General features: G+C 41.8%; 16 protein-coding genes. 7 read left to right on the top strand and 9 right to left on the bottom strand.

The genetic code is table 11. The features are described from left to right. Positions 1 to 18: 18 nt before the first annotated feature. The 4 genes from AC4CVD_RS13780 to AC4CVD_RS13765 all read right to left on the bottom strand — a co-directional run bounded on the left by AC4CVD_RS13780 (position 19) and on the right by AC4CVD_RS13765 (position 5,191). The gene (locus tag AC4CVD_RS13780) at positions 19 to 345 is read right to left on the bottom strand and encodes a hypothetical protein (protein WP_490753319.1); all 327 of its coding nucleotides are present in this window, start codon (positions 343 to 345) and stop codon (positions 19 to 21) included. 292 nt (positions 346 to 637) lie between these two features. Beyond that, positions 638 to 2,773, bottom strand: a complete 2,136-nt coding sequence (locus AC4CVD_RS13775) for a 3-hydroxyacyl-CoA dehydrogenase NAD-binding domain-containing protein (RefSeq protein WP_490753318.1) — start codon at positions 2,771 to 2,773, stop codon at positions 638 to 640. 11 nt (positions 2,774 to 2,784) lie between these two features. Further along, the gene (locus tag AC4CVD_RS13770; protein ID WP_490753317.1) at positions 2,785 to 3,990 is read right to left on the bottom strand and encodes an acetyl-CoA C-acetyltransferase; all 1,206 of its coding nucleotides are present in this window, start codon (positions 3,988 to 3,990) and stop codon (positions 2,785 to 2,787) included. A 190-nt stretch (positions 3,991 to 4,180) separates the two neighbouring features. Then, positions 4,181 to 5,191: an AraC family transcriptional regulator gene (locus AC4CVD_RS13765; RefSeq protein ID WP_004695134.1), complete on the bottom strand. Its 1,011-nt coding sequence runs from the start codon at positions 5,189 to 5,191 to the stop codon at positions 4,181 to 4,183. 209 nt (positions 5,192 to 5,400) lie between these two features. Here AC4CVD_RS13765 and AC4CVD_RS13760 point away from each other — a divergent pair, with 209 nt between their 5' ends. The 6 genes from AC4CVD_RS13760 to AC4CVD_RS13735 all read left to right on the top strand — a co-directional run bounded on the left by AC4CVD_RS13760 (position 5,401) and on the right by AC4CVD_RS13735 (position 13,462). Further along, complete coding sequence (locus tag AC4CVD_RS13760) at positions 5,401 to 6,519, top strand: CaiB/BaiF CoA transferase family protein (protein WP_490753316.1); 1,119 nt, start codon at positions 5,401 to 5,403, stop codon at positions 6,517 to 6,519. A gap of 119 nt (positions 6,520 to 6,638) precedes the next feature. Beyond that, the gene (locus AC4CVD_RS13755; RefSeq protein WP_490753315.1) at positions 6,639 to 7,916 is read left to right on the top strand and encodes a carbohydrate porin; all 1,278 of its coding nucleotides are present in this window, start codon (positions 6,639 to 6,641) and stop codon (positions 7,914 to 7,916) included. A 184-nt stretch (positions 7,917 to 8,100) separates the two neighbouring features. Further along, the gene (locus AC4CVD_RS13750; protein WP_490753314.1) at positions 8,101 to 10,503 is read left to right on the top strand and encodes a glucose/quinate/shikimate family membrane-bound PQQ-dependent dehydrogenase; all 2,403 of its coding nucleotides are present in this window, start codon (positions 8,101 to 8,103) and stop codon (positions 10,501 to 10,503) included. A gap of 380 nt (positions 10,504 to 10,883) precedes the next feature. Then, the gene (locus tag AC4CVD_RS13745) at positions 10,884 to 12,527 is read left to right on the top strand and encodes a nitrite/sulfite reductase (protein ID WP_004695142.1); all 1,644 of its coding nucleotides are present in this window, start codon (positions 10,884 to 10,886) and stop codon (positions 12,525 to 12,527) included. Next, on the top strand, positions 12,520 to 13,005 hold the full coding sequence (locus AC4CVD_RS13740) for a DUF934 domain-containing protein (RefSeq protein WP_078389032.1): 486 nt from the start codon (positions 12,520 to 12,522) through the stop codon (positions 13,003 to 13,005). The genes AC4CVD_RS13745 and AC4CVD_RS13740 overlap by 8 nt, the downstream gene beginning before the upstream one ends. 103 nt (positions 13,006 to 13,108) lie before the next feature. Next, positions 13,109 to 13,462 carry a DMT family transporter gene (locus tag AC4CVD_RS13735; protein WP_087528269.1) on the top strand — a complete coding sequence of 118 codons (354 nt, stop codon included), beginning with the start codon at positions 13,109 to 13,111 and terminating at the stop codon, positions 13,460 to 13,462. A 13-nt stretch (positions 13,463 to 13,475) separates the two neighbouring features. Here the strand turns inward: AC4CVD_RS13735 and AC4CVD_RS13730 are convergent, their stop codons facing one another. The 3 genes from AC4CVD_RS13730 to AC4CVD_RS13720 form a co-directional block, all read right to left on the bottom strand. Further along, on the bottom strand, positions 13,476 to 13,928 hold the full coding sequence (locus tag AC4CVD_RS13730; RefSeq protein ID WP_490753313.1) for a VOC family protein: 453 nt from the start codon (positions 13,926 to 13,928) through the stop codon (positions 13,476 to 13,478). Between the two features lie 183 nt (positions 13,929 to 14,111). Continuing rightward, on the bottom strand, positions 14,112 to 15,287 hold the full coding sequence (locus AC4CVD_RS13725) for a thiolase family protein (RefSeq protein ID WP_004983123.1): 1,176 nt from the start codon (positions 15,285 to 15,287) through the stop codon (positions 14,112 to 14,114). Between the two features lie 100 nt (positions 15,288 to 15,387). Then, a complete protein-coding gene (locus tag AC4CVD_RS13720; RefSeq protein ID WP_490753312.1) occupies positions 15,388 to 15,912 on the bottom strand; it encodes a GspH/FimT family protein in 525 nt (174 codons plus the stop codon). Positions 15,913 to 16,286: 374 nt separating this feature from the next. On the opposite strand from AC4CVD_RS13720, the gene omp38 reads away from it, so the two are divergent. Further along, positions 16,287 to 17,294, top strand: coding sequence for an outer membrane protein Omp38 (gene omp38, locus AC4CVD_RS13715; RefSeq protein WP_126037838.1), 1,008 nt, complete (start codon positions 16,287 to 16,289; stop codon positions 17,292 to 17,294). 647 nt (positions 17,295 to 17,941) lie between these two features. On the opposite strand, the gene AC4CVD_RS13710 is transcribed toward omp38, so the two are convergent. After that, positions 17,942 to 19,405 (bottom strand): amino acid permease, encoded by a 1,464-nt coding sequence (locus tag AC4CVD_RS13710; protein ID WP_490753311.1) that lies wholly within the window; start codon positions 19,403 to 19,405, stop codon positions 17,942 to 17,944. A gap of 9 nt (positions 19,406 to 19,414) precedes the next feature. Beyond that, complete coding sequence (locus tag AC4CVD_RS13705) at positions 19,415 to 20,440, bottom strand: methyltransferase (protein ID WP_490753310.1); 1,026 nt, start codon at positions 20,438 to 20,440, stop codon at positions 19,415 to 19,417. Positions 20,441 to 20,462 lie beyond the last annotated feature (22 nt).

Here is a 20,462-nt window from a genome sequence, read left to right as displayed (position 1 = left end):
TTTTCATAAATCTAGGTATCAATGACCAGACTGATGTTCAGCTGATGTTTCAGCTTCTGTCATGGCTGCATGTTCTTCTGCAGACATGTGATGATCTTCAGCAGTAGCTGGGGCTGTACCCATTTCTTTCTGTTTTTTAGCTTCTGCCAATGCTTCTTCAGACATTGCAGGGGCATTTTTAAATGCATGCTGCTGGGTATTCTTTTGCTGTTGGCTTGGCATGTAATCTGGTTCATTGGTTACTGCAAGATAGAAAAAGCCAAGGAAAAAAGCACTTAAAATAAAGGCAATAATCAGCGCTTTCCAGCCCCAAGGGGATTTTTCAGGAGAAGAATTATCAGTCATGAGAAAATACCAAAATGGATAAAAATAAATCAGAATCTGTGTAACTTTATAACACAGAATCGAAGCAAAGCCGACTGATAAGTGACTAAACTATTCATTTAAATAAGGGATTGAAATAAGTTCTAAGGCGTTAATCTTTATTTCAGTTAGGTCAAGCTTTATATCGATAGGCATGACTCCAGTTTAATAGCTGAGTATTTATTTTCTAAAGATAAAAAAGAATACTTAAAGACATTAACGCCCTTATCTTCGATAAAAGAAAGGGCATTAATGCTTTATAGCTTAAGTCGTGTTATGAAATTTTCTCGCCAGTGTGCACTTTATCTTTCAGCAATTGTGGCGCTTTAAAACGCTCGCCGTATTTCGCTTCAAGTGTATTGGCACGGATCAAGGCTTTTTCCAGACCATACTGGTTCAGATACTGGATGGCTCCACCTGTCCACGGCGCAAAACCAATCCCAAAGATCGAACCGATATTGGCGTCAATTACAGATTCAAGAACATTTTCTTCATAACAACGTAAAGTATCTAGTGATTGTACAAACAGGAAGCGGTCTATCATTTCTTGTTCAGAAATATCTACATCTTTCTTCCAATGGCTCAAACCTTCCCAAAGATGCTTTTTGCCACCTTCTGGATAATCATAGAAACCTGCACCAGCAGCTTTGCCTTTACGGTCAAAAGTATGAATCATGGTTTGAATCACATCATCTGCACCTGAACGAGGTAAATCTTTACCTTCAGCCTGAAGCGCCTTACGGGTTTCATTGGCAACATGCTCAGAAAGTGTTAATGCAACTTCATCTTGAATGGCTAATGGGCCAACTGGCATGCCTGCTTTGAGTGCTGCCATTTCAATACGAGCTGGATGAACACCTTCATGCAGTAAACGCAGACCTTCCTGAACAAAAGTACCAAATACACGACTGGTGAAAAAGCCACGGCTGTCATTGACAACAATCGGGGTTTTACCAATTTGCTGTACATAGTCATACGCCTTCGCCAAAGTTTCAGCAGAAGTGTTTTTACCTTTAATGATTTCAACCAATTGCATTTTATCGACTGGACTAAAGAAATGCAGACCAATAAAGTTCGCTTGATCTTTCGATGCATTTGCCAAACCAGTAATTGGTAATGTCGAAGTATTTGAAGCCATCACACCACTTTCTACAAGGAATGCTTCGGCTTCTTGAGTGACTTTCGCTTTGAGTTCTTGATTTTCAAATACAGCTTCGATAATTAAATCACAGCCTTTTAAATCTTCCGCAGATGCTGTAGCTGTAATTAAACTTAAAACCTGATCACGTTTTTCAGCCGTCATACGACCTTGGGAGACCTTTTTATCCAGTAATTTTTGGCTATAGGCTTTACCTTTTTCTGCATTTTCTGCAGAAACATCTTTCAGTACAACGGGAACCCCTTTGATTGCTGTAGAGTAAGCAATACCTGCCCCCATCATACCTGCACCAAGTACACCAACTTTGCTTGCTTGCCATTTTGCAACGTCTTTAGGACGACTCGCACCTGCCTTAATTGCATTCATTCCATGCCAAAAAGTACCGATCATGTTTTTTGAAACTTGACCTGTGGCAAGATAAGTAAAGTAACGTGATTCAATAGTCAGCGCTGTATCTACATCGACTTGCGCACCTTCAACCGCAGCCGCCATGATTGCTTCAGGTGCAGGATAGCAACCTTTGGTTTTATCACGTAGCATCGCTGGAGCAATCGCCAGCATTTGCGCAACCGCAGGTGTTTTTGGATCACCACCCGGAATTTTATAACCTTTTACATCAAACGGTTGTTGTGATTTTGGATGTTCTTTTACCCAAGCGATGGCTTTATCCATCAACTCTTCAGGTGTTTCTGCAATGTCTTGAATTAAACCGAGAGATTTTGCTTTATCCACACCAAACTGCTTACCTTCCATTAAGAATGGAAAAGCATTTTGTAGACCTAAAAGGCGTACCATACGCACGATACCACCACCACCCGGCAGTAGACCTAAAGTCACTTCAGGCAAACCAAACTTCGTTTTAGGATCATTCAATGCAATACGTGCATGACAACCTAAAGCGATTTCCCAACCACCACCTAAAGCTGTACCATTCAATGCTGCAACGACAGGAACACCTAGAGTTTCGATATAGCGAAACTCTGCTTTCATTTTCTGAATCATTTCAAAAAAAGGTGTGGCATCTTCCAAGCGCGCTTGGATTAGCTCATCCAAATCACCGCCTGCAAAAAAGGTTTTTTTCGCTGAACGGAAAATAATTCCAGTAATTGACGTTTCAGATTTTAGTTTAGAAACAATATTTTCCAAAGCCATACGGAAATCTGCATTCATAGTATTTGCAGATTGGTTTGGAGAATCTAAAGTTAGAATAATAATGCCATCGTCATTTTTTAAATATTGAATTGCGCTCATTATTATTCTCCTTATACCAACTCAATAATGGTCGCAATACCCATGCCACCACCCACACATAATGTTGCCAAGCCACGCTTTTTGCCTTGACGTTCTAATTCATCCAATAAAGTTCCGAGAATCATTGCACCCGTCGCACCCAGTGGATGTCCCATCGCAATTGCACCACCATTCACATTGACTTTCTCAGCAGGCACTTTTAATTCCGTCATAAAGCGCATGACTACAGATGCAAAGGCTTCATTCACTTCAAATAGATCAATATCGTCAATCGTTAAACCAGCTTTTGTCAACGCTTTACGCGCAGCAGGCGCAGGCCCAGTCAGCATAATGGTTGGATCTGAACCCACCAATGCGGTCGCCAATACTTTGGCACGTGGTTTTAAACCTTGTTCTTTGACTGCTTTTTCAGAAGCAAGTAATACAAGCGCTGCACCATCCACAATACCCGATGAATTGCCTGCATGATGCACATGATTAATTTTTTGCGCTTCTGGATATTGTTGTAATGCAATCGCATCAAAACCCATGGCACCCATCATTTCAAAACTTGGATTGAGTTTTGCTAAACCTTCTGCTGTTGTTGACGGTTTAATAAATTCATCTTGATCTAAAATGGTCACGCCTGCTTTGTCTTTAATAGCAACCACTGATCGATTGAAATAACCCGCAGCTTGTGCTGCTGCCGCTTTGCGCTGCGAATTTGCTGCAAAGGCATCGACATCTGAACGTGTATATCCATCCAATGTTGCAATTAAATCTGCGCCAATGCCTTGCGGAACAAAGTGTGATTTTAAATTGGTTTCAGGGTCTAATGCCCACGGCCCACCGTCTGAACCCATTGCAATACGTGACATCGACTCAACACCACCTGCGACAACCACATCTTCCCAACCTGAACGTACTTTTTGCGCAGCCATATTGACCGCTTCTAAGCCTGATGCACAGAAACGGTTGATTTGCACACCAGCAACATCATTGTCCCAACCTGCCGCAATTGCCGCAGTTTTAGCAATATCACCACCTTGGTCTGCAATAGGCGTGACACACCCTAAGACAATATCGTCTACTTTAGAAGTATCTAAGTGATGGCGGTCTTTGAGTTCATTCAGTAATGTTGTCAGTAAAGTAATCGGCTTCACTTCATGCAATGAACCATCTTTCTTTCCTTTTCCGCGTGGTGTGCGAATGGCGTCAATGATATAAGCCTCGCTCATAGCTGTTCCTTTTTATGACTTTTAAGTTGTTATGCATTTGAGTGTACAAATTAATGGCCGTGATGCAATGACTAGAACGGGTCAGGTCAGATGAATCTTTTTGCCAATAAACTGAAGATTTGGGCATAAAAAAACCCAAGATCGAAATCTTGGGTTTAGCAATGTGCCGAACCGTCGTCAAACTAAAAATTTAGTGATAACCGTGTAGTTGGCGATATAAACCGGGCGTAACTCCAGTCCATTTTTTAAAGGCACGGTGGAAGGTACTGGTTTCACTAAAGCCCACTTGCTGTGCCACATCTTCTAAAGTCAAACCTGGGTTCAATAGTAGGTGGATCGCGGCATCACGACGTAATGCATCTTTCACACCTTGGTAACTTTTACCTTCAGCAGCTAAGCGGCGACGCAACGTTTGTGGAGATAAATACAGCATAGAAGCCACATCATTCAGAGTTGGCATTTCCTCACCAATTTGACTCTTCAATACATCACGAATACGTGAAGTGAGTGAGTTTGTATTTTTAAATTTCACCAACAACTGTGCAGGAGCGGCTTTTAAAAACTCTTCTAATGTTTCTTCATTTTGACGAATTGGTAAGTCCAAATAATCTGCCGCAAAAGTGATTTCAGTACGCGGCATGTCGAACTGCATCACAGGTGCGAAGAACAGGGCATCGTACTCATCTGCATGAGTCGGACGTTCATAACCAAAGTGTACACGTTCTAGTGGTAAACGACGTTCAATCAACCAAGACGCGAGACCGTGCCAAATCATCAGCATACTTTCGGTAATGAAGTGATCTGGATCCATCGATTTTGGAATCTGAGGAACAAGACGAGCTTCGTGCTTGTCGCGTTCTAAGGTCACCGACCACTCATCACCAAACAATTTATAAAACTGTGAAGACAGTTCTAAAGCATCACCTAAGGTTTTGGCATGAATAATCAACTGACACATGATGGCAAACGTACCTAAACGACGTGGTTGCTTATCGAAGCCAACATGTTCGTCTTGGGTCACCATCCATAACATTTTAACGAAGCGAGTATATTGTTCTGGAGAAATACGGGCTTTAGGTTGACGCAGCAGTTCTGCCTCAATCCCTACGTGAGAAAGTAATGTTTCGACATCCATGCCGAGACGTTTTACGCCAGTTAAAGCCGCATTGACGAAATGGATACTAATGGTATCGCGGCTCATATTTAATCCTTCAGTCTCTTTTATATTCACTTGCGTTTGACCTAAATGACGCTAAAAAAAGTATTTTAGGCAATTTACACTAAAGTTTTTTGCCTTTTTACATGTTAAATTGCCGAAATGATCAAGGTAAATGGCTGAACATGACATTGTTTTGTTGCTTTTATATTTCTAAAATAGCTAAAAAATCAACATAAAAAGAGAAAATAAACATGGATATGGCATTGAAAGGATTGAAAGTTCTCGATTTTTCTACACTTTTACCTGGACCTTTTGCAACAATGTACTTAGCAGACCTAGGTGCAGAAGTGATCCATATCGAGTCTCCAACCCGCCCAGATCTGATCCGTTTAATGCCACCTTATGCCAATGGACAGGCCACTGCACATAGTTATCTCAACAGAAATAAACATGCTGTCGCTCTTGATTTGAAAGATCCTGCCAATATTGAACTGATCAAATCGAAAATTTCAGACTATGACATTGTAATTGAACAATTCCGTCCAGGCGTGATGCAAAGATTGGGACTCGACTATCAGACCTTATCTGAAATTAATCCGCGCTTGATCTATTGTTCCATTACGGGTTATGGGCAAACAGGAGGGTATCAAAATAAAGCAGGACACGATATCAACTATGTGGCTTTGTCAGGTATCGCGGGACATAGTGGCCGACAGCACAGTGGACCACCACCAATGGGGATTCAAATTGCGGATATTGCAGGCGGCTCTTTGCATAGTGTGATTGGAATTTTAGCGGCAGTAGTTGAAAGGCAGCGTAGTGGTTTGGGGCAGTATATTGATATTTCTATGACCGACTGTGTGGTAGGGCTCAGTAGCATGGCCGCAGCTGCGAGCTTAGCAGGACAGGAAAAACAAGAGCCTGAACAAAGCTACCTCAATGGTGCGACTTTTTATGACTATTATGAAACGCAAGATGGACGTTATTTATCGATTGGGAGTTTAGAGCCGCAGTTTTTACATGGGCTGGCCCAGATTTTAGAGTTGCCGATTGTGGCTGAAAAAGGGGCCTCTCTGGCAACTGATGACCGTCAGGTGGTGAAACAAGCAATAAAAGACAAAATTAAAACTCAAGATTTTGCCACGTGGAACGCAATTTTTCAGCAGCAAGATGTCTGCGTTGAGCCTGTATTAAAGTTGGATGAAGCACTCAATTCGCAGTTAGCCAAAGATCGTGCATGGGTGGTTTCTGTACCTTTACAAGAGGGGAGTACAAAAAGCGAACAACAATTAGCTTGTCCAATTAAGTTTTCACGTTCAAAAATAAGATATGAATTTATAGGCAAACCGCTCGGTTTTGATTCTTTATAAATATCATATAACGATAATTTGGATAGATTTAAAACAAAAAAACGTCATAAAATGGGTTTTTATACAAATAAAGCGTATCATATCGATTAGTTGTAATTTTGTAAGAAAGGTCACCAATTATGAATAAATGTAAAAGAAGTTGGTGTTTTAACCTCAGTCTCTTAGCGCTCAGTTGCTGCTTTCAAAGTGTGTATGCTGCAAATGCCTTTGAGGCAGAAAGCCCTTGGATGCTGGGTGACTGGAATGGTCAGCGCAGCGTATTGCAGCAAAAAGGCTACGACTTTAGCTTTGGCTATACGGGTGAAATGGCAACGTTGCTCGATGCCTCACATTCTTCAAGTCATGGTACCGAATATGCAGACCAGTTTGCATTCGGTACGCACTTCGATTTAGACAAGATTTTGGGCTGGCAGGATACTGAGGCTCAAATCACCATTACCGAACGCAATGGGCGTTCACTTTCTCAAACATCCGATGCTTTAGATGGGCATTTAAGTTCCACTCAAGAAGTGTGGGGACGTGGACAGACGTGGCGTTTAACCGATTTGTGGATTAAGAAAAAGTTCATGAATCAAAAGTTAGACATCAAAGTCGGTCGTTTTGGTGAGGGTGAAGACTTCAACAGTTTCGACTGTGATTTCCAAAACCTTGCGCTCTGTGGCTCTCAAGTTGGTAACTGGGTCGATGACCAGTGGTACAACTGGCCTGTCAGCCAATGGGCTGCGCGAGTCAAATATAACCTTCGGCCAGACCTGTATGCACAAGTTGGGGTGTATGAATATAACCCTGAAAACTTAGAACGTGGCAAAGGCTGGAACTTAAGTACCGACGGTTCGCAGGGTGCCATTATTCCTGCTGAAGTGGTGTGGCAACCTGCTGTAGGTATAAATAAGTTACCCGGCGAATATCGTGCGGGTTATTACTACAGTTCTGCAGATGCCACAGACATTCAAAACCCACAGCAAACCTCACATAAGCAAGGGGGGTGGGTGGTTGCTAAGCAGCAACTCACAGCACATCACGGTGATGCTGCACGTGGTTTAACAGGTTTTGTGAATCTCACACTACATGATTCAGATACCAATACGGTTCGCGACATGCAGAATATTGGTTTGGTCTATAAAGGCGCTTTTGATGCTCGCCCTCAAGACGAAATCGCGATTGGCTTAGCCCGTATTAATATCAATGATGATGTCAATGACGTGAATATTACCAATAACAGCGTCGATGCTCGTGGCTTACAAAGTGAAGAATATGATGCCGAGATTTACTACGGTATACATGCAGCTAACTGGTTAACCATTCGTCCCAATATCCAATATATCCGCCATGTAGGCGCGTATAAAAATGGTGAAAATGCATGGGTCGGCGGAATTAAATTCCAGACCGCATTTTAGTTTCTAGATCGATAAGTATTTGTCCAACAAGGTTGATAAATACTTTTTACGGTTGTTCAAAGCATAAAACTGTTCGAAATAAGTCGTTTGGACAGATACTTAAAATCTAAAAACTGTCTAGGTGCTCATATCGATATTGAAACGATATGAGCTTTTAACAGAATCTAAGAAAAAGGTGGTCAATATGAGTACTCCGTCTTCAGGTTCAGGACTTAAAACTTTTACAGCTGTGATTGCTGTGATCTTTGGTTTAGTCCTGCTGATAGGAGGGATTTATCTTGCAGTGCTTGGTGGGTCTTGGTACTACATCATTGCAGGTTTACTCTTCATCGCGACTGCAGTTCTACTGCAAAAATTAAAAAGTACGGCATTAATCGTTTATGCGCTGTTGGTCTTGGGTACAGTGGTTTGGGGCTTATGGGAAGTGGGTTCAGACTTCTTTGCCTTGGCGCCACGCTTAGATATCCTTGGTTTATTTGGTTTATGGCTACTCATTCCAGCGGTCACACGCGGTTTTGACAACGCTAAAAGTGCAAAACTGGTTTTAACAGGTTCATTGGCAATTACCATTGCAGTGATGATCTATGCTGTGTTTAATGACCCTCAAGAAATTCGAGGTGAACTGAGCAGCAAGCAACCTGCAACCGCACAGTCCATTCCGGGTGTTGCTGATGGCGACTGGCCTGCTTATGGTCGTACTCAGTCTGGTTTGCGTTATTCTCCTTTAACGCAAATTAATTCTGAGAATGTTAAAGATTTAAAAGTGGCTTGGACCTATAACACAGGTGACTTTAAAACAGAAAATGACTCTGGTGAAACCACCAATCAGGTCACCCCAATTAAAGTTGGGGACAATATGTATATCTGTACCACGCACCAAAAACTTGTTGCACTTGACCCTGCTACAGGTAAGGCGAAATGGACTTTTGATCCGAAACTCAAAGCGGACAATACTTTTCAGCATTTAACCTGTCGTGGCGTGTCTTATTATGATGCGAACAATACGGCTGGTTTTGAAGCCAGCTTGCAGAATAAAAAGTCATCGTCTGCGCTATGTCCACGTAAAGTAATTTTACCTGTGAATGATGGCCGCTTGGTTGCCATCAACGCTGATACTGGTGAGCGTTGTACTGACTTTGGTAAAAATGGTGAAGTCGATTTACAAAAAGATATGCCATTCCCTTATCCGGGCGGTTATATCCCAACTTCGCCACCGGTGGTCACAGGCACGACGATTATTATTGCGGGTTCAACCACAGATAACTATTCAACTGAAGAACCTTCAGGTGTGATCCGTGGTTATGATGTGAATACAGGCGCATTGTTGTGGGTGTTTGACACAGGTGCAGAAGATCCAAATGCGATTCCAGCTCCAGGTCAAAAGTATGTTCAAAACTCACCGAATGCATGGGCACCATTAGCCTATGATGCAGCCTTGGATATGGTTTACATTCCAACGGGTGTGGGTACGCCAGATATTTGGGGCGGTAACCGTACTGAGTTGCATGAGCGTTATGCCAACTCAATACTGGCACTGAATGCCTCAACAGGTAAGTTGGTGTGGAACTTCCAAACCACGCATCATGATTTGTGGGATATGGATGTACCATCACAACCGACATTGACGGACATTAAAGACAAGTCGGGCAAAATGGTTCCTGCCATTTACGTGTTAACGAAAACAGGCAATGCCTTTGTTCTAGACCGTCGTACTGGTGCAGCCATTGTTCCGATTACGGAAAAACCTGTACCACAAACAGTGAAACGTGGGCCACAAACCAAAGGTGAGCGTTACTCTGCGACACAACCTTTCTCTGACTTTGACCTTGCGCCAAAAGAGAAACTGACAGATAAGCAAATGTGGGGCGCAACCATGTTTGACCAGTTGATGTGCCGTGTGTCTTTCCACAAACTGAACTATGACGGTATTTATACCCCACCTTCAGAAAATGGAACTTTGGTTTTCCCAGGCAACTTGGGTGTATTTGAATGGGGCGGTATGTCCGTTAACCCTGATCGTCAAATCGCGGTGATGAACCCAATCGGTTTACCGTTTGTATCTAAGCTTATTCCAGCCGATCCAAACCGTCCGAAAACAGCCAAAGGTGCAGGCACCGAAGCGGGTGTACAACCGATGTATGGCGTGCCTTACGGTGTAGAAATCAGTGCGTTCTTGTCTCCATTTGGTTTGCCATGTAAACAGCCAGCTTGGGGCTTTGTGGCGGGTGTAGATTTAAATACCCACGAAGTTGCATGGAAACGTCGTATTGGTACGATCCGTGACAGCTTACCAGGAATTCAATTACCACCATTTAAAATGGGGGTGCCTATGCTTGGTGGTTCAATCTCAACTGCGGGGAATGTAATGTTTGTCGGTGGTACGCAGGATAATTATATCCGTGCCATCAACGTGACCAATGGTGATGAACTTTGGAAAGGTCGTCTACCAGCGGGCGGTCAAGCAACACCAATGACCTATGAAGCCAATGGCAAACAGTATGTGGTCATTATGGCGGGTGGTCATGGTTCATTTGGCACCAAGATGGGAGATGCTTTGGTGGCGTATGCCTTGCCCGATGCAAAATAATCTTCTGTAGTCATTTAAACTTTCAAATAGCCTGATTCGTCAGGCTATTTTTATGTGAAGTCGGTTTAAAAGGGCAAAGTGAGAACGAGGAAGCAATAGAAAAATTGAGATCTGCCCAGAAAGCCGGGTTTAAAATTTATGCGGTAGCAATGCATTGGTTAGTGTGTATGTGATCGGCTGAACGGAGTTAGCTGAATAATGTATAAGTATCTAATAAAAAATACTTTAATCAGAAAAAACCTTTAGGATTAGGGACAAACAGTACATCTACTTATCCTTATCAATAAAACAGCTATGAAATATGTAAAAAACGCATTTTGTTGATAGTTTAAATCTCGTTATGCTGTCAGCCGTTATAATGAAACTACTAGCTGTACGCCATGTATTTATATACTGATTTCGATCAGCAACTGATCAATGAACGTGTTGCACAGTTCCGTGACCAAACGGAACGTTATTTAGCTGGAAAACTCACTGAAGATGAGTACCGCCCATTACGTCTTCAAAACGGTCTCTATGTACAACGCTATGCGCCAATGTTACGTATTGCTGTGCCTTATGGCTTAATGAACTCAACGCAATTGCGCAAAGTTGCAGAACTTGCAACTGAGTTTGACCGTGGTTATGCACACGTTTCAACGCGTCAGAATATTCAGTTTAACTGGCCTGCGCTAGAAAATGTTCCAGACATGCTTCAAGAGCTAGCTTCTGTACAAATGCATGCAATCCAAACTTCGGGTAACTGTATTCGTAACACCACCACAGACCAATATGCAGGTGTGGTTGCAGGTGAAGTGGCTGACCCACGTCCAACGTGTGAATTGATCCGTCAATGGTCAACCTTCCACCCAGAATTTGCTTTCTTGCCACGTAAGTTCAAGATTGCGGTATCGGCACTTGAAGAAACTGATCGTGCAGCGACCTCATTCCATGATATTGGGGTGTATATCGTTAAAAATGAAGCAGGCGAGATCGGCTATAAAATTAAAGTCGGTGGTGGCTTAGGTCGTACCCCTGTGATTGGTAGTTTCATTCGTGACTTCTTGCCACGTGAAGACCTGATTGCTTACTTAGAAGCAGTACTGCGTGTTTATAACTTACACGGTCGCCGTGATAATAAATACAAAGCACGTATTAAGATTTTGGTGAAAGCGTTGACGCCTCAAGTTTTTGCTGAAAAAGTCGAAGCTGAGTTTGCGCACACCATTAAAACTTTAAAAATTCAGCCTGAAATTTTGCAGAAATTAGACGAAGAATTTATACCGTTTGATTATCAAGATTATGCAGATGAAGATTTTTCTGAACAGTTTGCTGCACATCCGAAATTTAAACAGTGGTTCAATATCAATACCAATGCGCATAAAGTGAAGGGCTATCGTATTGTAACGATTTCGTTGAAGCGTACGGGTATTGCACCAGGTGACGTGACCACGGAAGAGATGAATTTGATTGCAGACCTTGCAGACAAATACACCTTTGGTGAACTGCGGACCACGCATGAGCAAAATATTTCTTTGGTGGATGTTCCGCAAAAAGATTTGTTTGAACTGTGGACTATTCTTGAGAAAAACAATCTAGCACGTGCGCACATCGGTTTCTTAACCGACATTATTTGCTGCCCAGGCGGTGACTTCTGTTCACTGGCAAATGCGAAATCGATTCCTATTTCAGAAGCGATTTCACGCCGTTTTGATGATTTAGATACCATTTATAACCTTGGCAAACTGGATCTGAATATCTCAGGTTGTATGAATGCCTGTGGTCATCACCATGTGGGCAACATTGGTATTTTAGGTGTGGACAAAAAAGGCGCTGAATTCTACCAAATCACTTTGGGTGGTAATGCCGATCATGATGCTTCAATTGGTGACATCTTAGGCCCATCATTTGCAGCTGAAGTTGTGCCAGATATCGTTGAAGAAATTTTAAATACCTATCTTGACCTTCGTGCTGAGGGTGAAGAATTCATCGACACTTATCGCCGTGTGGGCATTCAACCCTTTAAGGAGCGTGCATATGCTTAATACAGCACTACAAGTCCTCTCTAAAGATGGCTCGATTGCAGACAATACTTATCAGGTGATTGGTGAAGATGGTGTTTTACCGCAAGGTGATGTGGTTTTAACGGTTGAGCAGTTAGATCAATTGGCTCAAGTTTCAGGTAAAAAAGCACTCCTTGTTACAGTCGATGCTTCTCCTGAAACGCATGAGTTCCCTTTAGATCAGTTAGATGCCATCTTTATTGATTTTGCGGGTTTTAACGATGGCCGTGGCTATTCATTTGCAGCGCTATTACGTCGCCAAGGTTTCCAAGGTGAACTACGCGCAACAGGTGATGTGTTTAAAGATGTCTTGAATTACATGAAACGTTCAGGCTTTGATACCTTTGTTATTAAAGAAGGTAAAGACATTCTTGAAGCTGCTGCGGGTTTAAATGATTTTAGAAATCCGTATCAAGCATCAACAGCCGTTGCTCAAGCCAGTTATCAAACAGGCGCTTAAATTTTCAAGTGAATAAAAAGCTGGACTTCGGTTCAGCTTTTTTGTATTTATACGCAGCATTTTTGATGCACAAATTGAAGAAAAAGAAGCAGGTAGATTGGACATGATGGCACTTTTTGCAAAAATTAATCCTGGTGTCATTTGGCTACTCATTGCTATTGCTACAGATGTGCTTTCGACTTTTTATTCCGCAAAAGGTAATGGCTTGGTCAATAAATTGGATCAAGGTATTGCACTGGTGCTTTACATGATTTCTTTTGCGTGTGCCGCCTATGCCTTAAAATTTATGCAAGCGGGAATTTTATATGTGCTGTGGTCTGGCATTGGTGTCATTGCCACAGCACTCCTTGCTAAAACATTCTTAGGACAGAATATTGATTTGGCTGGATGGCTCGGTATCGGTTTTATTACTGTGGGGCTTACCATTATTGCGCAATTTTCAAATATTGATGTTTAAAAAGAAGACGCTTTTATCCTTCTTCTAATTGGCAATTCACCATCCATTTAATTCCAAACTGATCGGTAAATGCACCATAGAGTGCGCCCCAGAAGGTTTTCTCCAGAGGCATCTCTATTTTTCCATTGGCTGAAATTGCATCAAATAAGCGTTTTGCATCGGCTTGTTCATGGGCATCTAAGTTAATGGAAATATAGTGGTTGTTGCCTACAGTAAAAACAGTATTGGTTTGGGCACAAAACTGATCATTGGTATCCGAAGCCATCAGAATCGTGCTGGCATTGATGGGAAGCGAAACATGCATGATTTTTTGTTGGTCAGCGTCGGAAAGGGTAACTGAACTTTCATCTGAAGGTAAGTCTCCATAACGCATGAACGTTGCAAACTCTCCACCAAAGACAGACTTGTAAAAATTAAAAGCGGCTTCAGTTTGACCATCAAAGTTGAGGTAGTGATTCAGTTGCATTGTCTTATCCTTGTTGTTTTTTTCGTCGTTATTTTAACAAGTCGTTAAGATCGACCCTAATTCAATCTTGTAATAAAAAATCCCTCGCAGTCGAGGGATTTTCATAAATGTCGCTTTTATATCAGCTAATCAGCCATTCTTTCATTGTATAAAATATGTCAATAAAAGAAAGTTGCTTGAATCTTAAAGTAATTCAATCGCTACAGCAGTTGCTTCACCACCACCGATGCAGAGTGCTGCAATCCCTTTTTTACCACCTGTGCGTTTAAGCGCATGAATCAAAGTCAGGATAATACGTGAACCGGTTGAACCGACAGGGTGACCCAATGCGCAAGCTCCACCATTGATGTTTACTTTTGCAGGATCAAGTTTGAAGTCATCGATTGGACACATGGTCACCATCGCAAAAGCTTCATTGATTTCCCAAAGGTCTACGTCCTGTGCATTCCAACCTGTTTTCTTAAGCACTTTTTCAATTGCACCGACTGGTGCAATGGTGAACTCTGATGGATGCTGTGAATTGGATGCATAAGCCACAATTTTCGCTAATGGTGCTAAACCTTTGTTCGATGCATTTTCTGCTGACGTTAAAACTAGTGCGGATGCGCCATCTGAGATTGAGCTTGCATTTGCTGCAGTGATGGTACCATCTTTAGCAAAAGCAGGGCGAAGGCTTGGAATTTTTGCAATATTGGCATTGAACGGTTGCTCATCTTTATCAACGACAACATCACCTTTGCGAGATGAAACTGTCACAGGCACGATTTCATCTGCAAAGTAACCTTCATTGACCGCTGTTTGTGCGCGCTCTAAAGAGCGAATCGCGAATGCATCCATTTGCTCACGCGTATAGCCACGGGTATTGGCCATATCTTGTGCAAAAGAACCCATTAATCGACCTGTTTCAGCATCTTCTAAGCCATCAAGGAACATGTGGTCTTTAACATCGCCATGCCCCATACGGTAGCCTGCGCGTGCTTTGGTTAAAATATAAGGAGCATTGGTCATCGACTCCATGCCACCTGCAACCACGATATTTGCTGAACCTGCTTTGATCATATCCGCAGCTTGCATTACTGCTTTCATGCCAGAACCACATAATTTATTGATGGTCACGGCACCTGTTGAATCAGGTAAACCTGCTTGGCGCATAGCTTGACGTGCTGGACCTTGCTTTAATCCAGCAGGTAGAACACAGCCCATGATTACTTCTTCTACATCGTTTGCGTGTAGGCCAGCACGAGCAATCGCTTCTTTAATCGTCACAGCACCGAGTTCAGGAGCGGTCACACTGGCTAAACTGCCTTGAAAACCGCCCATTGCTGTACGAGCACCATTCACAATTACGATGTCTGTCATTTTCTTCTCCGAATCACTTATACGTTTTGTTGGAAACTTAAGCAGTATATGCAAATTTGCTAGCGAGAAAAGCTGAAAACGTGATTATGGACTCATGGGTCTAGTTACAGGTATTGAGTGGTTCGGGGCGGACCTGTCCCATTTTGCTCATGACCAGTTTAAAGTGATCCTGACTTTGTGTAGAACAGTAATAGAAGGTTCCATTTGAGCCAAGGGGTAAGCCATTTTCAGCTTTAAAGCTTAATGATGGAAGACTGAGTGCGCCACGCCAATCAAGATTGCCATATTTGAGCTGCTGTTGTTCTGTCCGAATAATCGTTTCGCTGGTATCTACTTGTCGGTTTTTATTATTATCGATAAATACAATAAAACCTGTGTTCCATTGGTGATTCTGACATTGAACGAGGTCTTGACTTGGACAAATGGTGATATTTTGACGTTGCAGGTTGGCCATATTTTTGGCTGCCTGAATACTATTTCGTAATGTATTCAGTGTTTTGCTTCGCTCTTGTGAGGCCATATACTGATGAAAGTGAGGAAGCGCGATTGTACAAATGATCATAATAATGCTAATAGTGATCATGAGTTTAAATAAAGTGAACCCTTTTTTATTGATAAAAAACATATGGTTATCCAGTTTTATTGTTATGGGCTATTTTTTATTTATTAAAGCTTTGTTTATCAAACAAATTTTATACATAATTAGTAGTACTCAACTTGTTTAAAAAGCTGTTAAAATGTAAGACAAGTGAAAATAAGCTATTCGCAAGTAAAAATTGAGTAAAAAATTACCGAATTACAACGGAAATTGTAAGTAATTTTGTCAATAATTTACTTGATTAAAGTTATCAAGCACTTGGAAAAAAAATAAAGTGTTTGTATGATTCATTGCGAATAGCTTAAAAATAAAACTGGGGTATAAAAAAGCCTATCTCAGAATGGTTAAATAATTTTAAGCTTAAGCTTGAAAAACAATTGTTATCTCTGGAGGATAAATCCATGAAAATGAGTCGTATTGCATTAGCAATGCTCGTAGCTGCTCCTTTAGCTGCTGCAAACGCGGGCGTAACTGTTACTCCATTAATGCTTGGTTACACTTGGCAAGATAGTCAACACAACAACGGTGTTGACCATTTAACTTCTGCTCCTGAAATTCAAGACGATTTATTCGTTGGCGCTGCACTTGGTGTTGAATTGACTCCTTGGTTAGGTTTCGAAGCTGAATACAACCAAGTTAAAGGTGATGTAGACGGTCTTGCTGCTGGTGCTGAATATAAGCAAACTCAAATCAACGGTAACTTCTATGCTACTTCTGATTTGATCACTAAAAACTACGACAGCAAAATCAAGCCATACGTACTTTTAGGTGCTGGTCACTACAAATATGACATCGATGGTATTGCTAAAGACGAAGAAGGTACTTTAGGTAATGCTGGTTTCGGTGCTTTCTGGCGCTTGAACGATGCTTTGTCTCTACGTACTGAAGCTCGTGCTACTTACAACATCGATGAAGATTTCTGGAACTACACAGCACTTGCTGGTCTTAACGTAGTTCTTGGTGGTCACTTGAAACCTGCTGCTCCAGTAGTAGAAGTTGCTCCAGTTGAGCCAGTTGCTCCAGTTCAACCACAAGAGTTAACTGAAGACCTTAACATGGAACTTCGTGTGTTCTTTGATACAAACAAATCAAACATCAAAGACCAATACAAGCCAGAAATCGCTAAAGTTGCTGAGAAGTTAGTTGAATATCCAAACGCTACTGCTCGCATCGAAGGTCACACAGACAACACTGGTCCACGTGCATTGAACGAACGTTTATCTTTAGCTCGTGCTAACTCTGTTAAATCGTCTCTAGTAAACGAATACAACGTTGACCCAGCTCGTTTGTCTACTCAAGGTTTCGCTTGGGACCAACCGATTGCTGACAACAACACTAAAGAAGGCCGTGCTATGAACCGTCGTGTATTCGCGACAATTTCTGGCAGCCGTACAGTTCAAGCTCAATAATCTGAGTTTTAACTAAAAAACGACTCTTCGGAGTCGTTTTTTTATGTCTAAACCAATGAAATTTATGTTAACTCGTGTCGTTGAAAATAAACTTGAGCTCAATGCAAGAGCCTTTAAGGTTTACGGTGGTCATGGTTAGTTACGTATAGGATATTAAATACAGTTAGAAGTATTTAATTTTAGAGGATGAATATAAGAAGAATGAAAAGGGGGATTTCTATTACTCATGCTTCACGACATCGATAATAATTTTGTCTTTAGAATGAATGGATATTTATATTTATTTTTATAAAGATTTGTTTGCCAGCGAGATAATATTTCTGGCTTGATATTTAGGGGGCTAGGAATTTGATAGAGATCAGTACTCAATGAACCGTAACATTTAGTTATTGCTGTGCGAATTGAGAGGCTAAATTTTTACAACCTAGATATGTAAATTGTTAATCGTATAAGTGAGCGGATGCTGGTTGCAGAATATTAACTAAGTTTAGGCTAGATCCGAGTCATAACTATCGATTCTATGTAACTTCAATAATTAAACTGTCTTATTGAAAATTGCGTTATTAATTTATGCTTTACGGCTTTAGCAAATGGATAAATGATAATAAAAAAACAGCCCGAAGGCTGTCTTTTATTATGAAAGGATTTTATTCGCGATCAGGACTCATTGGATTGACATCCATTTCTTGGTAAGAAACCAGTTTGGTTTTGTATTTCCATTTATAGCCTAGCCAAATCGCCAAGAATAAGAAAATACCGATATAGGTCGATAAAACAGAGAGCCATTCGCCATCAAGTACTGCTTGGTAGTTTTGACCTAAAACAACAATTGCACACAGGATAAAGGCAAACCACGGTGCAAAGGGAAAGAATTTCGCACGATAAGCTAAGTCTTCAACCTTATGACCTTGGGCAACATAGCCTTTACGGAAACGATAATGTGAAACAGCAATCCCTAACCAAACGATAAAGCCACACATCCCAGACATGTTGAGCAGCCAGTTGAAGACTTGTTCTTCACCAATGAAGGTGGTTAAGAAGCAAAGTGCCGCAATTGCTGTTGTCGCATAAAGTGCATTCATGGGTACGCCGCGTGGGTCTAATTTGGCAAACACTTTAGGTGCACTACCATTTTGAGCCATATTGAACAGCATGCGCGTCGATGAATACATCCCCGAGTTACCTGCCGATAGAATCGCGGTTAAAATCACGGCATTCATCACGCTGGCAGCAAAGGCAAAACCTGCTTTTTCATAGAGGAGGGTAAATGGAGAGAGTGCAATATTCTCTGATGAAGCCGCTTGTAACAAAAGTGGATCATCATATGAAATGAGTGTACCGATAATGAAAATACACACCACATAAAACAGTAGGATGCGCCAAAAAATCTGTTTGATGGCAATCGGAATCGTCTTTTGTGGATCTTTCGATTCACCTGCAGCAACACCGACCATCTCAGTACCTTGGAACGAGAATCCTGCAATCATCGCGACACCAATCAGTGCCGATAAGCCACCAACGAAGGGCGCTTCACCTTTGGTCCAGTTGGCAAAAGTTGCAACACCAGGCGTCATCATGATTTTACCAATCATGAAAATACCAATGATGATAAACACAATGATGGCAAGGACTTTAACCAAGGAGAAGAAGAACTCACTTTCACCAAAGCCTTTGACTGTCAGTGCATTGATGCCAAAGACAACAGCTAAGAATAGAGCACTCCAATAGAAACCGGGCAGGTCGGGAAACCAGAATTTCATGATGAATTGAACTGCAACCAATTCAAATGCAACCGTAATGGCCCAGTTATACCAATAGTTCCAGCCAAGGGCGAAACCAAAACCGCCCTCAACATACTTGGTGCCATAGGTGAAAAATGCACCTGATGTTGGGTTATGTGTTGCCAACTCACCAAGACTGGTCATGAGAAAGTAAATCATCACACCAATTAAGCAGTAGGCCAATAACGCCCCGCCAGGGCCAGCATTTGCAATGGTTGCACCTGAGGCAAGGAATAAACCTGTACCAATTGAACCACCAATGGCGATCATATTCAGATGGCGAGCTCCAAGCTTCCGCTTGAGTTGAGCTGGTTGAGTCGTTTCGCTCATCATTGTTCCTTAAGATTTCTTTTGTGTGCTAGCAAACAGCACTTTAAAGCCTTGTTGATCGGCTTTGGTTGTACATTGGCCAAAACTTTGCTCAATGAGTAATGGATAATTCAGAAAGCGGTTGGCAACAATCCACAACTCGCCATCCGATTTAAGATGGCGACGGGATGTTTTGCATAAATTTTCGCTGGCATTGTAATCTGTATGAATGCCTTGATGGAATGGGGGATTACTGACGATTGCGTGTAAAAACAGAGGAGCATCCTCAATTCCGTGTACCGCCTTAATCTCAAGTTGTTCTGGTAAAAGGTTATTTTTATCAAAAGTCATTTTTGTTGAAGCTAATGCAAAGGCATCGACATCCAGTGAAAAAATGCGATTTTTCGGATTTAACTTGGCTAAATAAGCACTGATCACGCCTGCACCACAGCCAAAGTCTGCAATTTTTCCAGAAGTGACCTGTGAAAGGTGAGGCAATAACACAGCTGTGCCCACGTCTAGACGATTTTGACTAAACACACCCGGTAATGCGCAAATCTGTAATTCACCTTTTGGGGTTGGCACTGTATAGAGTTGTGCCCAATCAGCCAAAGGTTTTGCCGTTACGGTTTTTTCGGTGACTAACTGCCACATTTGACAATGTCGAGCGCTGTCTAATTTGAGGGTTTTACCAAAAGGTTGCAGCTGTTTAGACGCGCGTTCTACACCGCCTTTCTTTTCACCGACTAAAAAGATCGATGTGCCTACGGCCAAACGACTCACCAGTTGGTGTAGGACATAATTGAGTAGTTCTTTTGACTTTGGAACAAACACGATGGCTTGATCAAAAGCGACATCAGGCAAATCTGTACCAAAATGCACATCACTTTGTTGGTTTTGGAAATATTGTAATTCGTTAAAATTCCATGTCCAAAAATGTGGTTCTACAGTACCAATTAGCTGTGTGTTTAATTCGTCACACGGTGCATTGACCAGTAAAACTGAACCAGAGAGAAATTCCTGCTGGCGAAGAACAACTTCACTTCGTGGATCCATTTTATATACTCCATTGTAAAAA

Source organism: Acinetobacter sp. LipI_23, from assembly GCF_058243045.1.
The sequence above is the reverse complement of the archived record's forward strand: the minus strand, read 5'-3'. Positions and strand labels throughout refer to the sequence as shown.

Bases quoted from the DNA above. Each gene is read 5' to 3' on its own strand.
- AC4CVD_RS13780 (WP_490753319.1), bottom strand. From the start codon at position 345: ATGACTGATAATTCTTCTCCTGAAAAATCCCCTTGGGGCTGGAAAGCG.
- AC4CVD_RS13775 (WP_490753318.1), bottom strand. From the start codon at position 2,773: ATGAGCGCAATTCAATATTTAAAAAATGACGATGGCATTATTATTCTA.
- AC4CVD_RS13770 (WP_490753317.1), bottom strand. From the start codon at position 3,990: ATGAGCGAGGCTTATATCATTGACGCCATTCGCACACCACGCGGAAAA.
- AC4CVD_RS13765 (WP_004695134.1), bottom strand. From the start codon at position 5,191: ATGAGCCGCGATACCATTAGTATCCATTTCGTCAATGCGGCTTTAACT.
- AC4CVD_RS13760 (WP_490753316.1), top strand. From the start codon at position 5,401: ATGGATATGGCATTGAAAGGATTGAAAGTTCTCGATTTTTCTACACTT.
- AC4CVD_RS13755 (WP_490753315.1), top strand. From the start codon at position 6,639: ATGAATAAATGTAAAAGAAGTTGGTGTTTTAACCTCAGTCTCTTAGCG.
- AC4CVD_RS13750 (WP_490753314.1), top strand. From the start codon at position 8,101: ATGAGTACTCCGTCTTCAGGTTCAGGACTTAAAACTTTTACAGCTGTG.
- AC4CVD_RS13745 (WP_004695142.1), top strand. From the start codon at position 10,884: ATGTATTTATATACTGATTTCGATCAGCAACTGATCAATGAACGTGTT.
- AC4CVD_RS13740 (WP_078389032.1), top strand. From the start codon at position 12,520: ATGCTTAATACAGCACTACAAGTCCTCTCTAAAGATGGCTCGATTGCA.
- AC4CVD_RS13735 (WP_087528269.1), top strand. From the start codon at position 13,109: ATGATGGCACTTTTTGCAAAAATTAATCCTGGTGTCATTTGGCTACTC.
- AC4CVD_RS13730 (WP_490753313.1), bottom strand. From the start codon at position 13,928: ATGCAACTGAATCACTACCTCAACTTTGATGGTCAAACTGAAGCCGCT.
- AC4CVD_RS13725 (WP_004983123.1), bottom strand. From the start codon at position 15,287: ATGACAGACATCGTAATTGTGAATGGTGCTCGTACAGCAATGGGCGGT.
- AC4CVD_RS13720 (WP_490753312.1), bottom strand. From the start codon at position 15,912: ATGTTTTTTATCAATAAAAAAGGGTTCACTTTATTTAAACTCATGATC.
- omp38 (WP_126037838.1), top strand. From the start codon at position 16,287: ATGAAAATGAGTCGTATTGCATTAGCAATGCTCGTAGCTGCTCCTTTA.
- AC4CVD_RS13710 (WP_490753311.1), bottom strand. From the start codon at position 19,405: ATGAGCGAAACGACTCAACCAGCTCAACTCAAGCGGAAGCTTGGAGCT.
- AC4CVD_RS13705 (WP_490753310.1), bottom strand. From the start codon at position 20,440: ATGGATCCACGAAGTGAAGTTGTTCTTCGCCAGCAGGAATTTCTCTCT.